24 protein-coding genes and 1 riboswitch are annotated in these 24893 nt (G+C 67.6%); of the genes, 13 read left to right on the top strand and 11 right to left on the bottom strand.

The features are described 5' to 3' along the window. Nucleotides 1–140: 140 nt before the first annotated feature. The 7 genes from PXD02_RS16810 to pqqA form a co-directional block, all read right to left on the bottom strand. Nucleotides 141–401, bottom strand: coding sequence for a thiosulfate oxidation carrier complex protein SoxZ (locus PXD02_RS16810; RefSeq protein ID WP_342759287.1), 261 nt, complete (start codon nucleotides 399–401; stop codon nucleotides 141–143). Continuing rightward, nucleotides 353–730, bottom strand: a complete 378-nt coding sequence (locus tag PXD02_RS16805) for a thiosulfate oxidation carrier protein SoxY (protein WP_342759285.1) — start codon at nucleotides 728–730, stop codon at nucleotides 353–355. The genes PXD02_RS16810 and PXD02_RS16805 overlap by 49 nt, the downstream gene beginning before the upstream one ends. A gap of 3 nt (nucleotides 731–733) precedes the next feature. Next, nucleotides 734–1870, bottom strand: a complete 1137-nt coding sequence (gene pqqE / locus PXD02_RS16600) for a pyrroloquinoline quinone biosynthesis protein PqqE (protein WP_275104916.1) — start codon at nucleotides 1868–1870, stop codon at nucleotides 734–736. Beyond that, complete coding sequence (pqqD, locus tag PXD02_RS16595; protein ID WP_275104915.1) at nucleotides 1867–2187, bottom strand: pyrroloquinoline quinone biosynthesis peptide chaperone PqqD; 321 nt, start codon at nucleotides 2185–2187, stop codon at nucleotides 1867–1869. Before pqqD ends, pqqE begins: the two co-directional genes overlap by 4 nt. After that, complete coding sequence (pqqC, locus tag PXD02_RS16590) at nucleotides 2184–2927, bottom strand: pyrroloquinoline-quinone synthase PqqC (RefSeq protein WP_275106461.1); 744 nt, start codon at nucleotides 2925–2927, stop codon at nucleotides 2184–2186. The genes pqqD and pqqC overlap by 4 nt, the downstream gene beginning before the upstream one ends. Nucleotides 2928–2932: 5 nt before the next feature. Continuing rightward, nucleotides 2933–3814 (bottom strand): pyrroloquinoline quinone biosynthesis protein PqqB, encoded by an 882-nt coding sequence (pqqB, locus tag PXD02_RS16585; RefSeq protein ID WP_275104914.1) that lies wholly within the window; start codon nucleotides 3812–3814, stop codon nucleotides 2933–2935. 71 nt (nucleotides 3815–3885) lie between these two features. Beyond that, on the bottom strand, nucleotides 3886–3978 hold the full coding sequence (pqqA, locus tag PXD02_RS16580) for a pyrroloquinoline quinone precursor peptide PqqA (RefSeq protein ID WP_275104913.1): 93 nt from the start codon (nucleotides 3976–3978) through the stop codon (nucleotides 3886–3888). A gap of 185 nt (nucleotides 3979–4163) precedes the next feature. On the opposite strand from pqqA, the gene PXD02_RS16575 reads away from it, so the two are divergent. From PXD02_RS16575 to argC, 13 genes are all read left to right on the top strand, one after another. Continuing rightward, complete coding sequence (locus PXD02_RS16575; protein WP_275104912.1) at nucleotides 4164–4997, top strand: MBL fold metallo-hydrolase; 834 nt, start codon at nucleotides 4164–4166, stop codon at nucleotides 4995–4997. Beyond that, nucleotides 4973–5167, top strand: coding sequence for a hypothetical protein (locus tag PXD02_RS16570; RefSeq protein WP_275104911.1), 195 nt, complete (start codon nucleotides 4973–4975; stop codon nucleotides 5165–5167). The genes PXD02_RS16575 and PXD02_RS16570 overlap by 25 nt, the downstream gene beginning before the upstream one ends. A gap of 82 nt (nucleotides 5168–5249) precedes the next feature. Next, nucleotides 5250–6617, top strand: a complete 1368-nt coding sequence (locus tag PXD02_RS16565) for an ABC transporter substrate-binding protein (RefSeq protein WP_275104910.1) — start codon at nucleotides 5250–5252, stop codon at nucleotides 6615–6617. 52 nt (nucleotides 6618–6669) lie between these two features. After that, nucleotides 6670–7665 carry a carbohydrate ABC transporter permease gene (locus PXD02_RS16560; protein ID WP_275104909.1) on the top strand — a complete coding sequence of 332 codons (996 nt, stop codon included), beginning with the start codon at nucleotides 6670–6672 and terminating at the stop codon, nucleotides 7663–7665. Beyond that, the gene (locus PXD02_RS16555) at nucleotides 7665–8798 is read left to right on the top strand and encodes a carbohydrate ABC transporter permease (RefSeq protein ID WP_275104908.1); all 1134 of its coding nucleotides are present in this window, start codon (nucleotides 7665–7667) and stop codon (nucleotides 8796–8798) included. The genes PXD02_RS16560 and PXD02_RS16555 overlap by 1 nt, the downstream gene beginning before the upstream one ends. Then, nucleotides 8791–10335 carry an alpha-amylase family glycosyl hydrolase gene (locus PXD02_RS16550; protein ID WP_473092037.1) on the top strand — a complete coding sequence of 515 codons (1545 nt, stop codon included), beginning with the start codon at nucleotides 8791–8793 and terminating at the stop codon, nucleotides 10333–10335. The genes PXD02_RS16555 and PXD02_RS16550 overlap by 8 nt, the downstream gene beginning before the upstream one ends. Before the next feature lie 12 nt (nucleotides 10336–10347). Further along, the gene (locus tag PXD02_RS16545; protein ID WP_275104906.1) at nucleotides 10348–11457 is read left to right on the top strand and encodes an ABC transporter ATP-binding protein; all 1110 of its coding nucleotides are present in this window, start codon (nucleotides 10348–10350) and stop codon (nucleotides 11455–11457) included. A gap of 237 nt (nucleotides 11458–11694) precedes the next feature. Beyond that, entirely contained in the window at nucleotides 11695–14109 is a 2415-nt protein-coding gene (locus PXD02_RS16540; RefSeq protein WP_275104905.1) for a membrane-bound PQQ-dependent dehydrogenase, glucose/quinate/shikimate family, read from the top strand. Nucleotides 14110–14176: 67 nt separating this feature from the next. After that, entirely contained in the window at nucleotides 14177–15121 is a 945-nt protein-coding gene (locus tag PXD02_RS16535) for a GAF domain-containing protein (RefSeq protein ID WP_275104904.1), read from the top strand. Between the two features lie 127 nt (nucleotides 15122–15248). Then, a complete protein-coding gene (adh, locus tag PXD02_RS16530) occupies nucleotides 15249–16775 on the top strand; it encodes an aldehyde dehydrogenase (RefSeq protein ID WP_275104903.1) in 1527 nt (508 codons plus the stop codon). A 103-nt stretch (nucleotides 16776–16878) separates the two neighbouring features. After that, nucleotides 16879–17937: a DNA topoisomerase IB gene (locus PXD02_RS16525; RefSeq protein WP_275104902.1), complete on the top strand. Its 1059-nt coding sequence runs from the start codon at nucleotides 16879–16881 to the stop codon at nucleotides 17935–17937. Continuing rightward, the gene (locus tag PXD02_RS16520) at nucleotides 17934–18263 is read left to right on the top strand and encodes a DUF779 domain-containing protein (RefSeq protein WP_275104901.1); all 330 of its coding nucleotides are present in this window, start codon (nucleotides 17934–17936) and stop codon (nucleotides 18261–18263) included. The genes PXD02_RS16525 and PXD02_RS16520 overlap by 4 nt, the downstream gene beginning before the upstream one ends. Before the next feature lie 65 nt (nucleotides 18264–18328). Then, the gene (gene argC / locus PXD02_RS16515; RefSeq protein WP_275104900.1) at nucleotides 18329–19240 is read left to right on the top strand and encodes an N-acetyl-gamma-glutamyl-phosphate reductase; all 912 of its coding nucleotides are present in this window, start codon (nucleotides 18329–18331) and stop codon (nucleotides 19238–19240) included. A gap of 10 nt (nucleotides 19241–19250) precedes the next feature. On the opposite strand, the gene gcvP is transcribed toward argC, so the two are convergent. The 4 genes from gcvP to PXD02_RS16495 all read right to left on the bottom strand — a co-directional run bounded on the left by gcvP (nucleotide 19251) and on the right by PXD02_RS16495 (nucleotide 24836). After that, on the bottom strand, nucleotides 19251–22085 hold the full coding sequence (gene gcvP / locus PXD02_RS16510) for an aminomethyl-transferring glycine dehydrogenase (protein WP_275104899.1): 2835 nt from the start codon (nucleotides 22083–22085) through the stop codon (nucleotides 19251–19253). A gap of 81 nt (nucleotides 22086–22166) precedes the next feature. Beyond that, entirely contained in the window at nucleotides 22167–22526 is a 360-nt protein-coding gene (gene gcvH / locus PXD02_RS16505) for a glycine cleavage system protein GcvH (RefSeq protein WP_275104898.1), read from the bottom strand. Between the two features lie 11 nt (nucleotides 22527–22537). Continuing rightward, complete coding sequence (gene gcvT / locus PXD02_RS16500; protein WP_275104897.1) at nucleotides 22538–23662, bottom strand: glycine cleavage system aminomethyltransferase GcvT; 1125 nt, start codon at nucleotides 23660–23662, stop codon at nucleotides 22538–22540. 159 nt (nucleotides 23663–23821) lie between these two features. Then, nucleotides 23822–23910, bottom strand: a riboswitch (glycine riboswitch). Nucleotides 23911–24056: 146 nt separating this feature from the next. Next, nucleotides 24057–24836, bottom strand: coding sequence for an SDR family oxidoreductase (locus PXD02_RS16495; RefSeq protein WP_275104896.1), 780 nt, complete (start codon nucleotides 24834–24836; stop codon nucleotides 24057–24059). Nucleotides 24837–24893: the final 57 nt, after the last annotated feature.

Here is a 24893-nt window from a genome sequence, read left to right as displayed (position 1 = left end):
TGTAGGGCAGCGGCGCGCCAAAGCAACCCCGCTGATGCGACCAAGGTCGCGGTCGGGCCGGGTCGGGTCAGGCGGGTTGGCCGGCGATCCAGCCCTGCGCGTCGGTGACGGTGGTGGCGCGTTTGGTCCTGAGGGTGTCGTTATCCGTTGACGGCATCGAAGCTCTGGTCCCAGGTGTTGCCGTCCGTATCCTCGGCATGGACGCGGACCGGCTGGCCGTTCGGGGCATAGGCGAAGCGGAAGACCGGATCCTCGCCCTGCCGGACCTTCAGCCGGTCGATGAAATGGGCCGGGATGTTCAGCAGCGTCGCCTGGTCGCGTTGCAGGCCCGAGAAGTTCGGATGCCGGATCATCAGCGTGCCGATGGTCCGCCCGTCCTGGGCGGCGCTTTTCCACCGCATCCGGCCCATGGTCGCCTCGACCTCGGCCATGTCCTTGCCCGCCGGGGCCGAGCAGCCGCCCAAGGGGCGGGGTTTTCGTCGATCACCAGCGTCACCGCCTGGACCGGCGGCGCATCCGCGGGCTGGGTCAGGCGGATCGGGACGATCGCGGCCTCATGCGCGCGGACGGGGGCGTCCAGATCCAGCACGGCCGCGTCCTGCGGCACATCGGCGGCAAGGCTCAGCACGGAATCGCGCAGGTCGTCCCAGGCCGGCGAATTCTTCAGCGGATTGTCCTGCGCCGCCGCCGGTCCGGCCAGAAGCAGCGCGGCAAGGATATGGGCCTTCATCGCTTACTCTCCCTTCCTCATGCGGCGATAGATCAGATCGGCGGTGTCCGCGCCCGCATCGGCTTCGGCGCGGGCCACGACTTCAGCGTGAAGGGGGGACAGCGAACAGACCGGATCGGTCGCCCGCGCATCCCCCGCAAGCGCCATCGCCTGACAGCGGCAGCCGCCGAAATCGACGGTCTTGCGGGCGCAGCTTCGGCAGGGTTCGGGCATCCAGCCGGTGCTGCGAAAGGCGTTGAAGCTGTCCGAGTTGTGCCAGATCTGGTCCAGATCCCGGTCGCGGACGTTCTCGAAGCGCATCCATTTGATCGACTGCGCGGCGTGGCAGGGCAGCACCGTGCCATCCGGCGCGACGTTCAGCCCGGTCGATCCCCAGCCGCCCATGCAGGCCTTGGGATAGACGGCGTGGTGGTCGGCGGGGACATAGTCGATGACCATCCGCCCGCGCAGGCGGATGCGCGCCTCGTTCACCACCTGACGCGCGAAGGCGGCCTGTTCGCGCGTCGGCATCAGCGCGCGGCGGTTCAGATCGGCCCAGCCGTGGAACTGCACCGTCGCGACCTCGATCCGGCGCGCGCCCAGCCGTTCGGCCAGATCGATCATCTCGGGCAGGCGTTCCAGGTTCTGGCGATGCACCACGGCGTTGATGGTCAGCGGAAAGCCGATCTGCTGCACCCAACCGGCGAAACCCATCTTCTTGTCCCAGGAACCGGGATGGCCGCTGATCCGGTCGGCCATGTCGGGCCGGATGCCCTGCAACGACAACTGCACATGATCGACGCCCGCGCGGTCCAGCTCCTCCAGCCGGTCGCGGGTGATGCCGATGCCCGAGGTGATCAGGTTCACATACAGACCCGCATCGCGCGCATGGGCGACGATCCGCGCCAGATCGCGCCGCGCGCCGGGTTCCCCGCCCGAGACATGGACCTGCAACACCCCCAGGTCGGCGGCCTGGCGGAACACCCGGCCCCAGTCGTCGGCGGTCAGTTCCTGCGCGGCGCGGGTCAGGTCCACGGGGTTGGAGCAATAGGGGCAGGCCAGCGGACAGCGATGGGTGATTTCGGCCAGCATCGCCATGGGCAGGCCGGGGGTGACGGGATTGCCGTCCAGGTCGCGGGGCTGGTCGCGGTGGTCCTTCATGGCCTGTCCCTTACAAAGACCATCCGGCGTTCGATCAGCCCGGTCAGGAAATCGCGCACGTCACCCGCGATCTGATCCTCGGGCGCGCTGTAGCGGGCCGCCAGGTCGCGGACGATCCCGGCCATGGTCCGCGCGCCGTCCAGTTCCGACAGGATCGCGTCGCCGATGGCGTCCAGCTGCATCGCCCGTTCGGGGGCCTGCAAGACGCGGATGCCGCGCACCCGGTCACAGGCCAGCCGCACGCCGCGCGGCAGATAGGCAATGTCGTCGGGTTCGATCAGGGCGGCTGGCCTTAGGGGGGCTGGCTGGGCGTTCATGGGGCCATCCCCTCTCCCGGCCGCCAGGCGCCCGGCGGGATATTGCCCTCGACATAGCCGTGCCACAGCGCGTCGAGCTGCGCCCACAGCACGTCGGTCTTGAAGATCAGCGCCGCCGCCGCCGCGTCCTGTTTTTCCAGCGTGTCGGCATGGGTCAGCACGTAATCGAGGCCGAATTTCACGTCCTCGGGCGCCTTGGTCAGGCGCTTCCTGAAATAGGACAGGCTGGCGTCGTCGGCGAAATCGTAATGGGCCAGCAGCCCCTCGATCCGCTGGGCGTGGATCTTGGGCGCGAACAGTTCCGTCAGGCTGGCGGCCACCGCGTCCAGCAGCGGCATGTCGCGGACGAAACGGACATAGGCGTCGACCGCGAAGCGCGTGGCAGGCATGACGCCAACGCCGCTGGCGACGTAATCCGGGTCCAGCCCTACGGCCTGCGCCAGGGCCAGCCAGCGGCGGATGCCGCCGCCTTCGGTGGGGCCCCCGTCGTGATCCTCGATCCGCTTGCGCCAGGCGCGGCGCAGGTCGGGATCCTCGACGCGGGACATGAAGGCCGCGTCCTTCATCGGGATGCGCGACTGATACATCCAGCGGTTGATGATCCAGGCGCGAACCTCGTCCGGGGTGCAATGCCCGCCATGCAGCCGTTCGTGGAACGGGTGGCGGTCGTGATAGCGTTCGGCGCCGATGGCGCGCAGCCGGGCCTCGAAATCGTCGCGCGATTGCGCCTGATCCTGCATGTCCTTCACAGCGTGATCTCCATTCCGTCGCGGCCGATCTGCCAGCCAGCGGCCTGGGCTTCGGCGGCCTGCGTGCTGCCGGGATCGGTCAGCGGGTTCGAATTGTTCATGTGGACGAAGACCCGCCTGCCGACCGGCACGTCCCGCAGCGCGGCCATCGCGTCCGTCACCGGCATGTGACCCATGCGCAGGCCGGTCTTTTGCCCAAGTCCCATGCGGATCATCTCGTCATCCTCCCACAGGGTGCCGTCGAACATCAGCAGATCGGCGCCCGCGATGCGGTCCAGCAGCCAGCCCGGCAGGTCGGCGCAGCCGGGGATATACAGCGCGCGGCGCCCCTTGGCCGCCAGTTCCACGCCCACGGTGGTTTCCCCCACCAGCCCGGTTTCGACCACCGCGCTTTCCTGATACAGCGGCACCTTGCCCGGCACCGCGAACAGCGTGGCGGTCAGCCCCGGCGCCAGGTCGATCGTCTGGTCCAAGGCCACGGTCCGGCGCGGCACCAGATCCTCGCGCAACGCGCCCAGCATCGGGTTCTCGGCAAGCGCCGCATGGATCGCGGCTGTCGCATAAAGCGCGAAAGGCTGGCCTTCGCGCAGCGTCAGCAGCCCCGCCACATGGTCGATATCGCCGTTCGTCACCAGCACCGACCGCAGCGGCACATCGCGCAGCCCGGTCGGGTGCAGCGCGGGCGTCGCCGCCAGTTGCGCGCGGATATCGGGCGAGGCGTTCAGGATCGCCCAGTCCCGGCCATCCGCGCTGACCGCGACCGAGCTTTGCGTCATCGCCGGAATACGGCCGACCCGGGCGGCGTTGCAGTTGCCGCAGCCGCAGTTCCATTGCGGCAGGCCGCCGCCCGCCGCCGCGCCCAGCACGATGATCCGCATGATCCCCCTGACGAAAAGACCCCGCCCGATAGCGTCGGACGGGGCCGGTCATGACGCCTGAAGCGAAAGCCTCAGAACAGGACGGGTTCGTCCTCGGCCGGGGCGTACATGTTGATTTCCATGCCGCAGGCGATTTCTTTCAGGATGGGTTTCGACCAAGCCATGCATTTCCTCCAAATCCACGGCCGCCCAATTGGCGACTGTCTGTGATGTTAGCCCAGAGACAACGCGATTCAACACGACCAAGGTCGGAGGTCACGAAAACTTGGAAAGCGCAACCGCTTCTTTGGGAAGATCCGGCAATGTTTCATGCCATCTTATCCGCCTGCCTTGCCGCGAATCCGCCGACTTGCGCCCCGATGACGCTGGTCGCGCCGCCTTTGCGTCCCTGGCGGAATGCGAGGCCCAGGCGCCGCGAATCGCCGAAGGGTGGCTGGGGGACCGTCCCTCGCTGGTCCAGGGCGGCTTGTCCTGCGCACCCCTGGCCGACCTGCCCGCCCTGCCGGTTCAGGCGGTGGCGGATGGCATCCACGTCCATATCGGCCAGATCGCCCAGTTCGAGGACAGCCCGGACGGCTGGATCGCCGATCTGGGCTTCGTCATCGGGCAGGACAGCATCGCGGTGATCGACGCGGGCACGTCCCGCCAGCAGGGGCAGGCGTTGTTCGCGGCGATCCGGCGGATCAGCGACAAGCCGATCAGCCACCTGATCGTCACCCATATGCATCCCGACCATGCCTTCGGGGCCGAGCTCTTCCACGAGGCGGGCACCGTCATCGTCGGCCATGCCCGGCTGGGGGACGCGCTGGCGGCGCGCAGCCCGGTCTATCTGGACAACCTGACCGCTCTTTACGGGCCGGGGCCGATGATCGGCACGCGGGTGGTGCTGCCCGACATCGCGGTCGCGGACAGCATGGACATCGACCTGGGCGGGCGCATCCTGACATTGACCGCCACAGGCCCCGCGCACAGCGACACCGACCTGACCGTGCGCGACAGCGCCACCGGCACGCTGTTCGCGGCCGATCTGGTGTTTCGCGGGCTGACCCCATCCTGGACGGATCGCTGCCCGGATGGCTGGACTGGATGGCGGCGGCCCGGACCGGCGGTCCTGTCGTGCCGGGCCACGGGCCGGTCGCGGCGGACTGGACGCAGGCGGTGGGCGCGCAGCAGGAGTTCCTGACCGCCTTGGCCGCCCGCATAAGAGAGGCCGTCGCGGCCGGTCTGCCCCTGTCGCAGGCGGTCCCCGCCATCGTCGCCGCCTTGCAGCCCTTCGCCTCGGACTGGGCGGCGTTTCCCGAATCTGCCGCGCGCGATGCGACGGCGGCCTTCAAAGAACTGGAATGGGAATAAGCGTTTGACAGAATGGGTCTTATCAAGAGACCATCGGGCCAAATTTTCGCGCATAAGCTGCGAAGACTGGAAGGGGGGGGACATGAGGACATCGTTTCATGCGACCGCGATGATTGCCGTGACGATTGCCGCGCTGACGGCCGGTGGCGCGCAGGCGCAGCTGGTGATCGAAAAGGGCAGCGACGACCGGATCAACTGGCAGAGCCTTGAGGATTTCGGGGCCGCCCATCCCGACCTGCAAGGCCAGAGTGTCACGATCCTGGCGCCCTGGCTGGGACCGGACCAGGAGCTTTTCACCTCGATCGCCGCCTATTTCGAGGACGCGACGGGTGCCACGGTGAACTATTCGGGGTCGACCAGTTTCGAACAGCAGATCGTCATCGACAGCGAGGCAGGCTCGCCCCCCGACATCGCGGTGCTGCCGCAGCCGGGGCTGGCGGCGGATCTGGCCTCCAAGGGATATCTGCGCGATCTGGGCGAGGAGACCGCGCAATGGGTGCGCGACAATTACGCGGCGGGCGACAGCTGGGCCGCGCTTGGCACCTATGCCGGCCGGGACGGAGCCGATCATTTCTTCGCCTTCCCCTACAAGGCCGATGTGAAGTCGCTGGTCTGGTATGTCCCGGAAAACTTCGAGGATGCCGGATACGACATCCCCACGACCTATGAGGATCTGAAGGCGCTGACCGAACAGATCGCGGCGGATGGCGAAACCCCCTGGTGCATCGGTCTGGCGTCGGGCGGGGCGACCGGCTGGCCCGCGACCGACTGGGTCGAGGATCTGATGCTGCGCCTGACCACGCCCCAGGATTACGACGCCTGGACCACCAACGCGCTGCCCTTCAACGATCCCAAGGTCGTCGCCGCCATCGAGGAATTCGGCTGGTTCGCCAGGAATCCCCATTTCGTGGCGGGCGGCCCGGCCTCGGTCGCGTCCAGCGATTTCCGCGACAGCCCCGCCGGTTTGTTCGAAAGCCCGCCCGCCTGCTACATGCACCGGCAGGCCAGCTTCATCCCGTCCTTCTTCCCCGAAGGCATCGTGGTGGGCGAGGATGCGGATTTCTTCTATTTCCCGGCCCCCGCCGATGGCAGGCTGGGCCAGCCGGTGCTGGGTGGCGGCACGCTGTTCGGGGTGTTTTCCGACAACCCCGTGGCCCTGGCCTTCATCGAGTTCCTGAAGACCCCCGCCGCGCATGAATTGTGGATGGCGCAATCGGGCTTCACCACGCCCCATACCGGCGTCAACATGGACGCCTATGCGGATGAAACCCAACGGCGGCTGGGCCAGATCCTGCTGGATGCGACGGTGTTCCGCTTCGACGGGTCGGATCTGATGCCGGGCGCGGTCGGCGCGGGCGCCTTCTGGACGGGCATGGTGAATTTCGTCGGCGGCGCTTCCGCGCAAGAGGTCGCGGACCGGATCCAGCAGACCTGGGCCACGCTGAACTGAGGCCCGGCGCGGCGGACCCACCGCCGCGCCCAGTCGCATCGGGGGCATCGGAATGGAACTGCTCTGGCTGGCCGTCGGCACCATCGCCATCGGCGTCTTCGGCTGCGTGGCCTGGTTCTGGGGATCGAACCTGATCCTGGACCGCATCTATCCCCCGCGCGGGCCGAATGCCGGGGATAATATCCGCAAGGCGGGCCAGATCCGGCCCTGGCTGTTTCTGGGTCCGGCGATCCTGTTCCTGGGCGTCTATCTGGTCTATCCGATCTTCGACAGCCTGTGGCGGTCGCTCCACAATGCGCGGGGCACCGAATTCGTGGGCGGGTCCAACTATGCCTGGCTGATGGGTGACGGAAAATTCCGCGAATCCATGCGCAACAACCTGCTGTGGCTGCTGGTCGTGCCGGCGCTGTCCACGCTGTTCGGGCTGATAGCGGCGCAACTGACCGACCGGCTGAAATGGGGCCATATCGGCAAGTCGCTGATCTTCATGCCGATGGCGATCAGCTTCGTCGGCGCCGGGGTGATCTGGAAATTCATCTATGAATACCGCGCGCCGGGCGAGAACCAGATCGGGTTGCTGAACGCCATCGTCCAGGCGCTCGGCGGGGGGCCGCAACTGTGGCTGACGCTGATCCCCTGGAACAACCTGTTCCTGATGATCGTGCTGGTCTGGATCCAGACCGGGTTCGCCATGGTGATCCTGTCCGCCGCCCTGCGCGGCATCCCGGAAGAAACCATCGAGGCCGCGATCCTGGACGGCGCGTCCCCTTGGCAGGTGTTCTTCAGGATCAAGGTGCCGCAGATCATGGGCACCATCGCGGTGGTCTGGACCACCATCACCATCGTGGTGCTGAAGGTCTTCGACATCGTCTTCGTGATGACCAACGGGCAATGGGGCACGCAGGTGCTGGCGAACCTGATGTATGACTGGATGTTCCGCGGCACCCCTGATTACGGGCGCGGATCGGCCATCGCCATCATCCTGATGCTGCTGGTCACGCCGATCATGATCTGGAACATCGTCCACGCCCGGCGCGAGGCGCGGTGATGAAGGGCATGGCCGGACAGAAATCAAGCCTCGTCTGGGCGGTCAACATCGCGGCCTTCCTGCTGGTGCTGTTGTGGACCATCCCGACGCTGGGCCTGCTGGTGTCGTCCTTCCGGGATCGCGACCAGATCCTGACCTCGGGCTGGTGGCGGTCGTTTTCCGCGCAGGAGGCCACCGGCTTCCTGCGCAGCGGCACGGCCGAGGACGCGGTCCAGCGGGACGGGCAATATGTGATCGAGGGCAACGTGCTGACCGAAGGCCAGACCCTGATCGCCTGGGGCACCCGCGCCCGCGAACCGGGGGCCTTCCAGCCGGGCGACACGGCCAAGATCGGCGACGGCTGGCAGATCACCGTGGCCGGCGACGGCAGCTATCGCATGACCTCGCCCACCCCGTTCGAGATGCGCCGGGGCGAGCGGATCTTCGTCACCACCCGCGCCCCCGCCCGCCTGATGGCCGAGACCTACAGCCGTGTCCTGACCGCCGAAGGCCTGGGCCGGGCCTTCATGAACACGCTGACCGTGACCATCCCCGCCACCGTGATCCCGATCCTGATCGCCGCCTTCGCCGCCTATGCCCTGGCCTGGATGGAGTTTCCGGGCCGCGCCATCCTGACCGCCGCCGTGGTGGGGCTGCTGGTGGTGCCCTTGCAGGTGGCGCTGATCCCGCTGTTGCGGCTGCACAACGAGCTGGGGATCGGCAAGGGCTATCTGGGGATCTGGCTCGCGCATACCGGCTTCGGCCTGCCGCTGGCGATCTATCTTCTGCGCAACTCCATGGTCGGCCTGCCGCGCGAGGTGATCGAATCCGCCCGTGTCGACGGCGCGACAGAGTTCCAGATTTTCCGCAAGATCGTCCTGCCGCTGTCTTTTCCGGCACTGGCGGGCTTTGCGATCTTCCAGTTCCTGTGGGTCTGGAACGACCTGCTGGTCGCGACCGTTTTCCTGGGCAATACCAGGGAGCAACTGGTCATGACCGGCGTCCTGCGCGAATTGATGGGATCGAAGGGCGGGGAGTGGGAAATCCTTGCCGCCTCGGCCTTCGTCTCGATCGCGGTGCCGCTGGTCGTGTTCTTTGCGATGCAGAAATATCTGGTTCGCGGATTGCTGGCCGGATCGGTGAAAGGTGGATGACTTGACGGAAAAGACCGTGGATTGGTGGAAGGGCGGCGTGATCTATCAGATCTATCCGCGCAGTTTTCAGGACACGACCGGCGACGGCATCGGCGATCTGGCGGGGATCACGCAGCGCCTGCCTTATGTCGCCTCGCTTGGGGTGGATGCGGTCTGGATCTCGCCCTTCTTCACGTCGCCCATGAAGGATTTCGGCTATGATGTCTGCGACTATCGCGGCATCGACCCGCTGTTCGGCGGGATGGAGGATTTCGACGTCCTGATCGAACGCGCCCATGAGTTGGGCCTGAAGGTGATGATCGACCTGGTGATGTCGCATACCTCGGACCAGCACCCGTGGTTCATCGAAAGCCGCGCCAGCCGCGACAACGACAAGGCCGACTGGTATGTCTGGGCCGATCCCAAGCCCGACGGGACGCCGCCCACCAACTGGCTGTCGATCTTCGGCGGTCCGGCCTGGCAATGGGACGCGCGGCGCGAACAGTATTACCTGCACAATTTCCTGGCCTCGCAGCCCGACCTGAACTTCCACAACGCGGAAGTGCAGGACGAATTGCTGGACATGGCGAAATTCTGGCTGGACAAGGGCGTGGACGGCTTCCGGCTGGATACCGTCAACTTCTATTTCCACGACGCGCAACTGCGCGACAACCCGCCCCTGGCGAAGGAATTGCGCAAGTCCGACACGGCCCCGGCGGTCAATCCCTATAACCACCAGAGCCACCGCCATGACAAGTCGCAGCCCGAAAACATCGCCTTCCTTGAGCGGATGGCGACGCTGCTGCGCAGTTACGGCGCCGCCGTGATCGGCGAGATCGGCGACAGCGAACGCGCGCTGGAACTGCTGGAGGAATATACCGGCGTCGCGGGCCGGATGCAGATGTCCTATGTGTTCGACTTCCTGTCGGGCCAGGATCTGGCCGCCACCCGCATCTCCGAGGTGTTCGAGGCCCTGCATTCCGTCGCGCCGAATTCCTGGCCGTGCTGGGCGATGTCGAACCACGATGTCGTGCGCCATATCAGCCGCTGGAACCTGTCGGACCAGGCCGCCAAGGCCTATGCGACGGTGCTGCTGTGCCTGAAGGGATCGGTCTGCCTGTATCAGGGCGAGGAACTGGGCCTGCCCGAGGCTGACATCGCCTTCGAGGATTTGCAGGATCCCTATGGCAAGGAATTCTGGCCGGAATTCAAGGGCCGCGACGGTTGCCGGACGCCGATGGTCTGGGACATGGGCGTCAATGGCGGCTTTTCGACGGCCAAGCCCTGGCTGCCGGTGCCTCATACCCATCTGCAACGCACCGTGGTGGGGCAGGAAGCCGACGCGCAATCCATGCTGCACCATTACCGCTGGGCCATCGGGCTGCGCCGCAAGCATTCGGCGCTGCGTGGCGGATCCATGACGGACATGCATGCCGACGGCCCGGTCCTGACCTTCAAGCGCGCCGACCACCATCAGACGCTGCATATCCGCGCCAACCTGTCGGACACCGAGGCGGGCGGCCTGAACCCGTGGCAGGTCCAGATCATCGAGGGGTGACAGGGGAAGCTCATGGTCGATCTGAAGCTGACCGGGATCGCCAAGTCCTATGGCGACGTGCAGGTGTTGCGCGACATCGACCTGGAGATCAGGTCGGGCGAATTCATCGTGTTCGTTGGGCCGTCGGGTTGCGGGAAATCGACCCTGCTGCGGATGATCGCCGGGCTGGAACGGATCGGCGCCGGGACGCTGGACATCGACGGGCAGCGGGTGAACGACATCCCGCCCAGCCAGCGTGGCATCGCCATGGTGTTCCAGTCCTATGCCCTTTATCCGCACATGACGGTGCGCGACAACATGGCCTTCGCGCTGAGGATCGCGGGCAAGTCGCGCGCCGAGGTGCGCGAGGCCACCGACCGCGCGGGCCGGATGCTGCAACTGACCCCCTATCTGGACCGGCTGCCCAAGGCGCTGTCGGGCGGGCAGCGCCAGCGGGTCGCCATCGGCCGGGCGATCCTGCGCGATCCCAAGGTCTATCTGTTCGACGAGCCGCTATCGAACCTGGACGCCGCCCTGCGCGTCGCCACGCGGATCGAGATCGCGCAGCTGAAGGCCGTGATGCCCGACCGCACGATGATCTATGTCACCCATGACCAGACCGAGGCGATGACGCTTGCCGACCGCATCGTCGTTCTGGCGGGCGGCGGCATCGCCCAGGTCGGCGCGCCGCTGGAACTCTATGCGCGCCCGATGAACGAACTCGTGGCCCGCTTCATCGGCAGCCCGGCGATGAACCTGCTGCCGGGCCGCGTGACCGGCATCGGCGCCACGACCACCGTGCAGCTTGACGGCGGCGGCACCGCGCAGGTGGCGATCCCGACCCGCGCGGGGGACGAGGGGATGCGCGTCAACCTGGGCCTCCGCCCCGAGGACATGCGCGAAACCGACGGTCCCGCGATCTTCGCAGGCACGGTCGACCTGACCGAGGCCCTGGGCGAGGTGACGCTGCTTTATTTCGGCCCGGGGGGCGAGGGCGTGCCGGTCGTCGCCAAGCTGCCCGGCATCCATCCCGGCCTTACCGGCCGGATGGTGCGCCTGACCGCCGATCCGGCGGCGCTGCACCTTTTTCACAACGGGCAATCGCTGCTGTATCGCGACGGGGGGAACTGCCGCCCTGTGTGACAGGGGTTCCGGCTGCGCCTGCGGATTCCGGTCTGCTGGTAGAGGGCGGGCGGGGGCCTTTCCGCGAGGCCCCCGGCCAAGACCCTCCTTCGCGACGCGATCCGCCCGCCACCCACACCGCCAGGCTTCGAAAACCTGCCCCGCGTCTGGTGCATATCCGCTATGCCGATCCCGGTTTCCACAACGTCTTGGGAACCATCGTCCAGGGTTCCGAGTCACCTTCGAAAAGGGGGTACCATGCGCATCTTCCTCACCCTGGTCTTTGGCATCATCGGCGCCGCCCTGCTGGCGGGCGGCATCTATCTTGCGATCCTTGGCGGCAGCCCGTTCATCGCCGTCGCGGGCGCGGCGCTGCTGCTGGTGGCGCTGCTGGCCTTCGTGCGCAGCCCGGTGACCCACTGGGCCTATGCCGGTTTCCTGATCGCGCTGTCGGCCTGGTCCTGGTTCGACGCGGGCTATGACTGGTGGGCGCTTGCCTCGCGCATGGGGATGTTCCTGATCCTGGGCCTGCTGTTGCTGCTGCCCTTCGGGGCTCCGCGACAGCGGTCTGGACGGGTTGCGCTGCTGGCAGTGGCGGTGATCGCCGGACTGGGTCTGCTGGGCAGCCTCGCCACCGACCCGCATGAAATCAAGGGCACGCTGCCCGACCAGATCGCCAATGCCGATCCCGACATGGGACCGCCCGGCGGGCCCGAGGACTGGCTGGCCTATGGCCGCACCGATTTCGGGCAGCGGTATTCCCCGTTGGACCAGATCACCGCCGAAAACGTCGCCGCGCTGGAAACCGCCTGGACCTATCGGACCGGCGACCTGAGGCAGCCCGGCGACACGGACGAGACGACCTATCAGGCGACGCCGATCAAGATCGGCAACACGCTGTATCTGTGCACGCCGCATAACTGGCTGGTGGCGCTGGATGCCGATACCGGCGCGGAGCGGTGGGTCTACAAGGCCGATATCAGCCCGCTGAGCCAGCGCCAGCACCAGACCTGCCGGGGCGTCAGCTACTGGCCCGGCGATGGGGGCGCGGCGGCGCCCTCGGGTGCGGCGGCGGTCCTGCCCGCCGATACCGACCATCCCGCCACCCCCGCCGTCGCCGCCGCCGTCACCGCGGATGCGACGCCCGACATGCGATGCGACACGCGGCTGTTCATGCCGACCTCGGACGCGCATCTGCTGGCCCTGGATCCGACCACGGGCGAGCTTTGCGCCGATTTCGCCGACAACGGATCGCTGAACCTGATCCACAACATGCCGTTCCGGCAGGCGGGCTTCTATTACTCCACCTCGCCCCCGGTGATCGTCGGCAATGCCCTGGTGGTCGGCGGCGCGGTCAACGACAATTACGATATCGACGCCCCGTCGGGCGTGATCCGCGCCTATGACGTGCGCGACGGGCGGCTGTTGTGGAACTGGGATTCCGGCAATCCCGGCGCGACCGAACCCTTCGATGTCAACGACCCGGCGCAAGTCTATACCCCGTCCTCGCCCAACAGTTGGGCGCCCATGTCGGCGGATCCGGCGCTTGGGCTGGTCTATGTGCCGATGGGCAACCGCACGCCCGACCAGCTGGGCATGTTCCGCAACGAAGCCGAGGAAACCTATGCCAGTTCGGTGGTGGCGCTGGATGCGGCCACCGGGCAGGCCCGCTGGGTGCAGCAGTTCGTGCATCACGACCTGTGGGACATGGACACGCCCGCCCAGCCGACGTTGCTGGATCTGGACATGCCGCAGGGCCGGGTGCCCGCCCTGGTCGTGCCGACCAAGCAGGGCGATGTGTATGTGCTGAACCGCGAGACGGGCGAGCCGATCCTGCCCGTCACCGAACGCCCCGCGCCCCAGGGCACCGTCCCCGAGGATTTCGCAGCGCCGACCCAGCCCGTTTCGGCGCTGAGCTTCGAGCCGGAACCGCTGACCGAATCGCAGATGTGGGGCGCGACGCTGATCGACCAGATGCTGTGCCGCATCCGGTTCCGGCAGTTGCGATACGAGGGACGCTATACCCCGCCCTCGTTGCAGGGCACCATCGTCTATCCCGGCAATTTCGGCGTCTTCAACTGGGGCGGCATCGCCGTCGATCCGCGCCGCCAGGTGATGTTCGGAATGCCGCTGCAACTGGCCTTCACCTCGCGCCTGGTGCCTGCGGACCAGGCGGAAGGGGCGACCAATTCCGGCGAACAGGGGCTGAATTCCAATACCGGCGCCCCCTATGCGATCGAGATGGGACCGTTCCTGTCGCCCTTGGGCGTCCCCTGCCAGCAGCCGCCCTGGGGGTTCGTCGCGGGCGCCGACCTGCGCACGGGCGAGATCGCCTGGAAGCACCGCAACGCCACGACCATGGACATGACCCCGCTGCCGATCCCGCTGCCCCTGGGGATGCCCGGCATCGGCGGGCCGGTCGTCACCGGGTCGGGCGTGGTCTTCCTGGCCGCCGCCGTGGACAACTATATCCGCGCCTATGACCTGACGACCGGACAGGAACTGTGGCGCGGCAGGTTGCCCGCGGGCGGGCAGGCGACGCCCATGACCTATCTGGACAGCCAGGGACGGCAGGTGGTGGTGCTGGTCGCAGGCGGACATGGATCCATCGGCACCGACCTGGGCGACCATGTGCTGGCCTGGCGGCTGCCTGCGGGGACCGGGGGCAATTAGCCCTTGGTCCTCTTGCAGAGTTGCATGTTATACTGTCCGCTACCGGCCGAGGAGGAGCCGGCCCGGTATGCGTCACGCGGATTACGTCGCAAGGCAGTCGCAGTCGAGTTCCGCGACCTCGGCCCTGACAGCGTCATGGCGGCGGTCGCTGCTGAAGCACGGGCTGGATCCCGCCGACGCCCGCCGCCCCGAACGGCTGACCCTTGCGGAGCTGAGCCAGCGCCGGCAGGCCATGGATCCGTTCCTGCGCGTGGCCGCCCCGCAACTGGACCAGCTGTTCAACCTGGTCGGGCTGTCGGGCTGCAACGTGATGCTGACCGATGCCGACGGGGTGGTGCTGGACCAGCGGGTGAACGGCGCGGATGCCGAACAGTTCCGCGACTGGGGGCTGTGGCAGGGCACGCGGTGGTCCGAGGCCGCCCAGGGCACCAACGGCATCGGCACCTGCCTGGCCGAGGGGCGGCAGGTCACCATCCACCGCGACGAACATTTCCACACCCGCAACACCGGCATGTCCTGCATGGACGCGCCGATCTGGGGACCGGACGGGCGGCTGCTGGCGGCGCTGGATGTCAGCTCGGCCCGCGCCGAACAGACCGAACGCTATAACCGGCTGATCGCGGCCCAGGTGGCGCAGACCGCGCGGGCCATCGAGGCGGTGTTCTTCCGCGCCAGCTTCCCCGACGCGCGCATCGTCGTGGCCGACGACACGGCGGATGCCGCCGTCCTGCTGGCCCTGGACAAGGACGACCTGGCCATCGGCGCCACCCGCGCCGCGCGCCGCGCCCTGGGGCTGGAGCGCGAGGGCGCGATCCGCCCGCGCCCGGCGGCCGACCTGCTGGGCCGCGACGACGACCTGACCGGCTTCGAGCGTGCCGAACGCGCCGCCGTGGTCCGCGCGCTGGCGCGGTCCGACGGCAATGTCTCGGCCGCCGCGCGCGCCCTGGGGATCGGGCGGGCGACGCTGTATCGCCGCATGTCCCGGCTGGGACTGGCGGAAAAATCCGGCTGACTGTCTCATCCGTGAGACAGCGTCCGCATCGCGGCGCTCTGGGGCGATTGCAACGAATCACCTCTGCCGCAAGCTTCGACCCATACCCGGAGGAGGGAGACTCCGGGCCATTCCAGAGGAGGAAACGATGCCGAACGACCAGACGCATGAATTCAAGGGCGTGGGCGTGATGCCCTTTGCCAAGCGCTACGACAACTTCATCGGCGGGCAGTGGACCGCGCCGAAGTCGGGCAAGTATTTCACCAACACCACCCCCATCACCGGCGCCGAGATCGGCGAGATCGCCCGGTCGGGTGCCGAGGACATCGAGGCCGCGCTGGATGCGGCCCATGCCGCCAAGGACAAGTGGGGCCAGACCTCGGCCGCGGAACGGTCGCTGATCCTGCTGCGCATCGCCGACCGGATGGAACAGAACCTGGAACTGCTGGCGACGGCGGAAACCTGGGACAACGGCAAGCCGATCCGCGAGACGATGGCCGCCGACCTGCCGCTGGGCATCGACCATTTCCGCTATTTCGCGGGCGTGCTGCGCGCCCAGGAAGGCGGGATTTCGGAAATCGACCACGACACCGTGGCCTATCACTTCCATGAACCCCTGGGCGTCGTGGGCCAGATCATCCCGTGGAACTTCCCGCTGCTGATGGCGGTGTGGAAGCTGGCGCCCGCCCTGGCCGCCGGGAACTGCGTGGTGCTGAAACCGGCCGAGCAGACCCCAGCCAGCATCATGGTTTGGGTCGGGCTGATCGCCGACCTGCTGCCGCCGGGCGTGCTGAACGTCGTCAACGGCTTCGGGCTGGAGGCGGGCAAGCCGCTGGCCTCGAACCCGCGCATCTCGAAGATCGCCTTCACCGGCGAGACGACGACCGGGCGGCTGATCATGCAATACGCGTCGGAACACCTGATCCCGGTCACGCTGGAACTGGGCGGCAAGTCGCCCAACATCTTCTTCGAGGATGTTCTGCGCGAGGATGACGATTTCTTCGACAAGGCCCTGGAAGGCTTCGCGATGTTCGCGCTGAACCAGGGCGAGGTCTGCACCTGCCCGTCGCGCGTGCTGATCCAGGAATCGATCTATGACCGCTTCATCGAACGCGCCCTGAAGCGCGTCGAGGCGATCAAGCAGGGCGATCCGCGCGACAGCGCCACGATGGTCGGCGCGCAGGCATCGTCGGAACAGAAGGAAAAGATCCTCTCCTATTTCGACATCGGCCGCAAGGAAGGCGCCGAGGTTCTGATCGGCGGCGAGGCGGCCGATCATGGCGGGGAACTGTCGGGCGGCTATTACATCAAGCCGACCGTGTTTCGCGGCAACAACAAGATGCGCATCTTCCAGGAGGAGATCTTCGGTCCCGTGGTGTCGGTGACGACCTTCAAGGATCAGGACGAGGCGCTGTCGATCGCCAACGACACGCTCTATGGCCTGGGCGCGGGCATCTGGTCGCGCGAGGCCAATACCTGCTATCGCTTCGGCCGCGCGATCAAGGCGGGCCGGGTCTGGACCAACTGCTATCACGCCTATCCGGCCCATGCGGCCTTCGGCGGCTACAAGCAGTCGGGCATCGGGCGGGAAAACCACAAGATGATGCTGGATCATTACCAGCAGACCAAGAACATGCTGGTCAGCTATAGCCCGAAGAAGCTGGGCTTCTTCTGATCGCGTGACGAAACCGGGCGCGCGGGCCGCAATACAGGCCCGCGCAACCAACCTGGGCGGCTGGCGTTGACGGGAACATCCCCCTTGGCCCCCGGATCCGCCCATGCCCGACGATGCCGTCATCCCCGACCCGCGCGATGCCGCGAAAGAGGCGGGGCTGGTCTATGTGAACGACGACATGCCCGGCATCACGCGGCAGCGGTCCGGCAAGGGGTTCAGCTATCGCGGCCCGGACGGCGGGACCATCACCGACAAGGCCGAACGCAAGCGGCTGGCCGCGCTGGCGATCCCGCCCGCCTATACCGATGTCTGGATCTGCCCCGATCCGCGCGGCCATATCCAGGCCACCGGCCGCGATGCCAAGGGCCGCAAGCAATACCGATACCATCCCGATTTCCGCGCGATCCGCGACGGGGCCAAATACGACCGCATGCTGGACTTCGCCCATGCGCTGCCGCAGATCCGCGACCGGGTGGACCGGGACATGTCGCGGCGCGGTCTGCCCGCCGAAAAACTCGTGGCGACCGTGGTGCATCTGCTGGAAAACACCATGATCCGGGTGGGCAATGCCGATTATGCCAAACAGAACAAGTCGCACGGGTTGACCACCCTGCGCGACCGGCATGTCAAGATCGACGGCAGCGAGGTCCGGTTCCGTTTCAAGGGCAAGTCGGGCAAGGAATGGAACCTGGGCCTGAAGGACCGTCGCGTGGCCCGGATCGTGCGCGCCGCTCAGGACATTCCGGGCCAGCACCTGTTCCAGTATCTGGACGAGGACGGCCAGCGCCAGAAGATCACCTCGACCGAGGTGAACGCCTATCTGCGCGAGATTTCAGGCCAGAACGTCACTGCCAAGGACTTCCGCACCTGGACCGGCACCGTGCTGGCCGCCCTGGCCCTGGCCGAATACCAGGCGTTCGACAGCCAGGCGGCGGCCAAGCGCAATATCCGCGAGGTGATCGAACGGGTCGCGGCGCGCCTTGGCAACACGCCCACGATCTGCCGCAAATGCTATGTCCATCCCCAGGTGATCGATTCCTATCTGGCCGACGACTTGAAGCTGGAATTGCGGGACGAAATCGCCGACGATCTGCAACAGACCGGCCTGCGCCCCGAGGAACGCCAGGTGCTGGAATTCCTGAAGCAAAGGTTGAAGACATGAGCAAGGTTTCCGCGACCCCCGCCGCCCTTGACCTGATCGCCGAAATCACCGCCGACCACGGCCCGGTCCTGTTTCACCAGTCCGGCGGCTGCTGCGACGGATCCTCGCCCATGTGCTATCCGCAGGGCGATTTCCGCGTGGGCGAACGCGACGTGAAGCTGGGAGAGATCGGCGGCGCGCCCTTCTACATCTCGGCCAGCCAGGCCGAGGCCTGGGCGCATACCGACCTGATCATCGACGTGGTGCCGGGACGCGGCGGCATGTTCAGCCTGGACAACGGGCGCGAAAAGCGGTTCCTGACCCGCTCGGAAATCTGTTCGATCTGATCGCGCACTGATTGGCAGCGGGGCAGCGGTCCCCTATAACGCCCGCAGCAAACGGGGATCGAACCATGGCATACAGCGTTTTCATCGACGGCGAGGCGGGCACCACGGGCCTGCAAATCCGCGAGCGGCTGGAAACGCGCGACGACATCCGCCTGATCCAGATCGACCCGGCCCGCCGCAAGGACGCCGACGCCCGGCGCGACGCCTTTGAACGGGCCGACGTGGCGATCCTGTGCCTGCCCGACGACGCGGCGCGCGAGGCCGTGGCCTTGGCGGGCGGTCTGGACACGCGGATCATCGACGCCTCGACGGCGCATCGGGTGGCCCCGGAATGGGCCTTCGGCTTTGCCGAACTGAACGCCGCCGCGCGCGACCGCATCGGGGCCGCCCGGCTGGTCAGCAATCCCGGCTGCTATTCCACCGGGGCCATCGCCATTCTGGCGCCCCTGGTCGCGGCGGGCCTGGTCGCCCCGGACGAGGCGCTGTCGATCAATGCCGTCAGCGGCTATACCGGCGGCGGCAAGGCGCTGATCGCGGAATATGACAGCGGCGCGGCGCCCGCGCATTTCGTCTATGGCCTGACCCAGCGGCACAAGCATATCCCGGAAATCATCGCCCATGCGGGCCTGACGCGGCAGCCGGTCTTTGCGCCCTCGGTGGGCAATTTCGCCCAGGGCATGGCGGTGCAGGTGCCGCTGTTCCTGAACGACCGGCGGATGCTGGACAGCCTGACCGGCGCCTTGGCCGACCACTATGCCGGGCAGAGGTTCATCGAGGTCGCGTCCGATCCCGGTTCGCGCATCGTGCCAACGGATCTGAACAACACCAACCGCCTGCGCATCACCGTGCAGGGCGATCCCGACAGCGGCTGCGCGACGGTGGTGGCGGTGCTGGACAACCTGGGCAAGGGCGCCTCCGGCGCGGCGGTCCAGAACCTCAACATCATGCTGGGCGTGGATGAGGGGTTGGGCCTTTAGGCCCGCCCCCCTATTCCGCCGCCTCGGCATAGCTTTCCAGCGGCGGGCAGGTGCAGACCAGGTTGCGGTCGCCATAGGCATTGTCCACCCGGCCCACCGGCGGCCAGTATTTGTCCACCCGGAACGCGCCCGGCGGGAAGCAGCCCTGCTCGCGGCTGTAGGGGCGGTCCCAGTCGGCCACCAGATCCTCGACCGTATGGGGGGCGTGGCGCAGGGGGCTTTGCTGGGCCTCGATGCGGCCTTCGGCCACCTCGGTGATCTCGTCCCGGATCGCCAGCAGGGCGGTGATGAAGCGGTCGATCTCAGCCTTGGTTTCCGATTCCGTGGGTTCCACCATCAGCGTGCCCGCGACCGGCCAGCTCATCGTTGGGGCGTGGAATCCGTTGTCGATCAGCCGCTTGGCGATGTCGTCCACGGTCACGCCATGGTCGGCGAAGGGCCGCGTGTCGATAATGCATTCATGCGCCACCCGGCCCCGGTTGCCCATGAACAGGATCGGATAGGCCCCGGCCAGCCGGGACGCGATATAGTTCGCGTTCAGGATCGCCACCCGCGTGGCCTGCGTCAGCCCCGCCCCGCCCATCATCAGGGAATAGGCCCAGGAAATCAGCAGGATCGACGCGGACCCATAGGGCGCCGCGCTGACCGCGCCTTCCCCCGATTGCGGATCGCCCGGCAGGAAGGGCGCCAGATGCGCCTTGACCCCGATCGGCCCCATGCCCGGTCCGCCGCCGCCATGCGGGATGGCGAAGGTCTTGTGCAGGTTCAGGTGGCTGACATCGCCGCCGATCTCGCCCGGCTTCACCAGACCGACGAGCGCGTTCATGTTGGCCCCGTCGATATAGACCTGCCCGCCATGCCGATGCGTGATGTCGCACACGTCGCGCAAGGTATCCTCGAACACCCCGTGGGTCGAGGGATAGGTGATCATCGCCGCCGCCAGCCTGCCCCCTGCCTTGGCGGCCTTGTCGGCGAAATCCTCCAAGTCGATATCGCCGTTCGGGGCGGATTTCACGACCACGACCTTCATCCCGCACATCTGCGCGGAGGCCGGGTTGGTGCCATGCGCGCTGACCGGGATCAGGCAGATATCGCGATCCTCGCCGCGCGACCGGTGATAGGCCGCGATGGTCAGCAGCCCGGCATATTCCCCCTGCGCGCCGCTGTTCGGCTGCATCGAGAACGCGTCGTAGCCGGTGATCTGGCACAGCTTGTCGGTCAGATCGGCAATGGCCTCGGCATAGCCCGCGGCCTGGTCGGCGGGGGCGAAGGGATGGATCGCGCCGAAGGCCGGCCAGGTGATCGGCATCATCTCGGCCGCGGCGTTCAGTTTCATGGTGCAGGATCCCAGCGGGATCATCGCCCGGTCCAGCGCCAGGTCGCGGTCCGACAACCGGCGCATATAGCGCATCATCTCGGATTCCGCGCGGTTCATGTGGAACACCGGATGGGTCAGATAGTCCGTCTCACGCAGCAGCGCCTCGGGGATCGCCGGGGCCTTCGCGGGCGCGGGGGCGTCGGTGATGCCGAAGGCGTCCAGCAGGCGTGTAATCACATCGGCGTCGGTCGTCTCATCCACGCTGATCCCCACCCGGTCGCGGCCGACGCGGCGCAGGTTGATGCCGCGATGCCGGGCGGCGGCCAGGATGCCGGCTTGGCCCACGCCGACCTTGACGGTGATCGTGTCGAAGAACGCGCCCGGCGCGACCTCGGCCCCCGCCGCGCGCAGGGCCTCGGCCACCGTCACCGCGTGCAGATGCACCCGCTGGGCGATGGCGCGCAGCCCCACCGGCCCGTGGAAGACGGCATAGAAGGACGCCATCACCGCCAGCAGCGCCTGCGCCGTGCAGACGTTGCTGGTGGCCTTTTCGCGCCGGATATGCTGTTCGCGGGTTTGCAGCGCCAGGCGATAGGCCTTGTTGCCCTTGGCGTCGATGCTGACGCCGACGATCCTGCCCGGCATGGCGCGCTTCAGATCGTCGCGGCAGGACATGAAGGCCGCGTGCGGCCCGCCATAGCCCATCGGCACCCCGAAGCGCTGCGCCGATCCGACCGCGATATCGGCCCCCATCGCCCCCGGTTCCTTCAGCAGGCACAGCGCCAGCAGGTCGGTCGCCACCACCGCCAGAGCGCCCGCCGCGTGCAAGGCGTCGATTTCGGGCGTCAGGTCGCGGAGATGGCCATAGGTTCCGGGATACTGGAAGATCGCCCCGAAAACCTGATCGGGCCGAAGATCGTCGATGGACGCCTTGACGATGCGGATGCCCAGCGGCGCGGCCCGCGTCTCGATCACGGCGATGGTCTGCGGGTGCAGGTCATGGGCCACGAAGAAGGCATCCGCCCTGGACTTAGACTGCCGCCGCGCCATGGCCATCGCCTCGGCCGCCGCCGTCGCCTCGTCCAGCAGGGACGCGTTCGCCACCGGCAGCCCGGTCAGATCGGCCACCATGGTCTGGAAATTCAGCAGCGCCTCCAGCCGCCCCTGGGCGATCTCGGGCTGATAGGGGGTATAGGCGGTATACCAGGCCGGATTCTCAAGGATATTCCGCTGGATCGCGGGCGGCGTGACGGTGCCGTAATAGCCCTGACCGATCAGGCTGGTCATCACCGTGTTCTTGGCGGCCACCTGCCGCATCCGCTCCAGCAGCGCGGCCTCGGACAAGGCGGGCCAGTCAAGCGCGCTGTCCTGCCGGATCGCGGCGGGCACCGTCTGGCCGATCAGCGCGTCCAGGCTGTCCGCGCCAACCGCCTTCAGCATCTCGGCCATCTCGGCCGGGGACGGCCCGATATGGCGGCGGTTCGCGAAATCGTCGGGATTATAGTCGGTCGGGATCCAGCGGGTCATGGTCGCCTTCTTTCCAAGATGCGCTTTCATCTTGGCACAAATATCCTCGGGGGTCCGGGGGCAGACAGCCCCCGGGCGACATCAGCCGATCAGCGCCTGATAAGCGGCCTCGTCCATGAAGCCGTCCAGGCTGGTGCCCTGGGCGGGCTTGATGCGAAAGAACCAGGCCGCAAGCGCGTCGTCGTTCACGCTGCCCGGCGCATCGGCCAGGACCGTGTTCACGGCTGTGATCACACCCGCAATCGGCGCGGCGATGTCCGAGGCCGCCTTGACCGATTCGATCACCACCACCTCCTCGCCCGCCTCGACCTCGCGGCCTTCCTCGGGCAGTTCGATGAACACCACGTCGCCCAGTTGCTCGCTGGCATGGGGGGTGATGCCGACGACGATCTCATCGCCCTCGGCGCGCAGCCATTCGTGGTCTTCGGTGTATTTCAGCATCGGGTCGCTCCTCAGCGTTTGTAGGATGGCGTGACGAAGGGCAGGGGCGTGATCGCGGCGGGCAGCCGCTTGCCGCGCAACTCGGCATGGACGGTGGCGCCGTCGGGCAGCGCGGCGGGCAGGCGCGCCATGGCGATGGGACCGCCGACCGAAGGCCCGAACCCGCCCGAGGACACATGGCCTATCGGCTCGCCGCCTGCGGGTTCGGCGAAGATCGCGACCCCTTCGCGGATCGGCGCACGGCCTTCGGGACGCAAGCCGCGCCGTGTCACCGCCGGACCATCCGCCAGTTCGGCCAGCACCGCATCCGCACCCGGAAAGCCGCCCGCCCGCGCCCCGCCCGTCCGGCGGACCTTGGGGATCGACCAGCCAAGCGCCGCCTGCGCGGGGGTCACTCCGCCGTCCATGTCATGGCCGTAAAGCGGCATCCCGGCCTCCAGCCGCAGGCTGTCGCGGGCACCCAGGCCGATGGGCGCCACCTCGGGCTGGTCCAGCAGTCTTTCGGCAAAATCGCGCAGCCGCGCCTCGGGGACCAAGATCTCGAACCCGTCCTCGCCCGTATAGCCCGACCGGGACACCCACAGATCGACCCCGTTCCAGTGGAGGATCCGGCTGTCCATGAAGCGCATCCCGGCCGCCTCGGGCACCAGCCGGGCCAGCACCGCCGCCGCCTGCGGGCCTTGCAGCGCCAGCAGCCCGCGATCCGTGACGGGCGTCACCGTGACCCCCCGAAGCCCGCCCAGATGCGCGATGTCGTGTTCCGCCCGGGCGGCGTTGACCACCAGCAGGAAATGATCGCCCCGGTTGGCGAACATCAGATCGTCCAGGATCCCGCCCGTCTCGCCGGTGAACAGCCCATAACGCTGCCGTCCGGGCGCAAGGCCCAGCACATCCGCCGGAATCAGGCTTTCCAGGGCCAGGGCGGCCGCAGCCATGTCGCCGTCCCGCGATGTGATCACAACCTGCCCCATATGGCTGACATCGAACAGCCCGGCCTGCGCGCGGGTATGCAAGTGTTCGGCCAGAACCCCCGTCGGATACTGGACAGGCATGTCCCAGCCCGCAAAGGGCACCATGCGGGCGCCCAGCGACAGGTGCAGGTCGTGCAGCGGGGTCCGGCGCGGATCGTCGGTCATGCGACCTCCTTCTCAAACAGCCGGGCAGCCGGCATCGGTTGGCGGGCGGTTCGCCCGGTCGATGCCCCCTCTGTCCCTGCCCCGCCCGGTCCGACCGTATCGGGGCGCCTGAGATCGTTATCCCTTCGGCGGGCGCGGCGCGCCACTCTCCAGAGTTTTTGACGGAAAGCGGTCCTTCTGCCTGAGAGTTCGCCGGGGCGGCTGCTCCTTCGGCACTGGCGTGGGCCAGCTTCTCCCGAATTCCGATGGATGAGAGCTAGCCGGGCCGGGGGCGCAAGGCAAGCCTTTTGTCGTAGCCCGGCGGTCCCGGCGCGATTGACGGCACCCTGCCCCCGCCGCAGGGTCGCGCGGCATCGGGCCTGCGCGCCCATCGCCGGGCGACGGTCCAGCCCGGTCAGAGAGTCGCGTTCAGCGCGCCGCCGTCCAGCAGCAGGTTCTGGCCGACGATGAACTTCGCCTGCTGGCTGCACAGGAAGGCGCAGGCCGCGCCGAAATCGCCGGGATCGCCATAGGTGCCGGTCGGGATCCCCGCCTGCCGCTGCGCCCGCGCGGTTTCCATGTCGATGCCCTGCTTTTCCATCACGCCCTTGTCCAGGCTGACGGCGCGGTCGGTCGCATGGATGCCGGGCAGGAGGTTGTTCACGCAGACCCCGTGCCGCGCCACCTGCCGCGACATGCCCGCGACGAATCCGGTCAGCCCGCTGCGCGCGGTGTTCGACAGCCCCAGCACCGATATCGGCGATTTCACCGACTGCGAGGTGATGTTGACGACCCGGCCCCAGCCGCGATCCATCATGCCGGGCACCAGGGCCTGCATCAGCGCGATGGCCGACAGCATGTTGGCGTCGATGGCGCGGATGAAGTCGTCGCGGCTCCAGTCGCGCCAGTCGCCCGGCGGCGGGCCGCCCGCGTTGGTGACCAGGATGTCGGCCTGGCCCACCGCCGCCAGCACCCTGGCGCGGCCTTCGTCCGTGGTGATGTCGGCCGCGACGGGGGTGACGCCGGTGCCGTACTTCGCGGCGATCTCCTCGGCCGTGCGGGCGATGTCGGCCTCGGTCCGGCTGTTGATGACCAGATCCACCCCCGCCTCGGCCAGGGCCTCGGCGCAGCCGCGCCCCAAGCCTTTCGACGCCGCGCAGACCAGCCCGCGTTTTCCCCTGATGCCCAGATCCATTGCCATCTCCTGTTGCTGGCGGCAGGATGCGCGTGCAGGGGCGAATGTCAAACCAAA

It is taken from the genome of Paracoccus sp. S3-43 (assembly GCF_029027965.1).
GTDB lineage: Bacteria > Pseudomonadota > Alphaproteobacteria > Rhodobacterales > Rhodobacteraceae > Paracoccus.
This window is presented reverse-complemented; position numbering and strand designations above follow the sequence as displayed.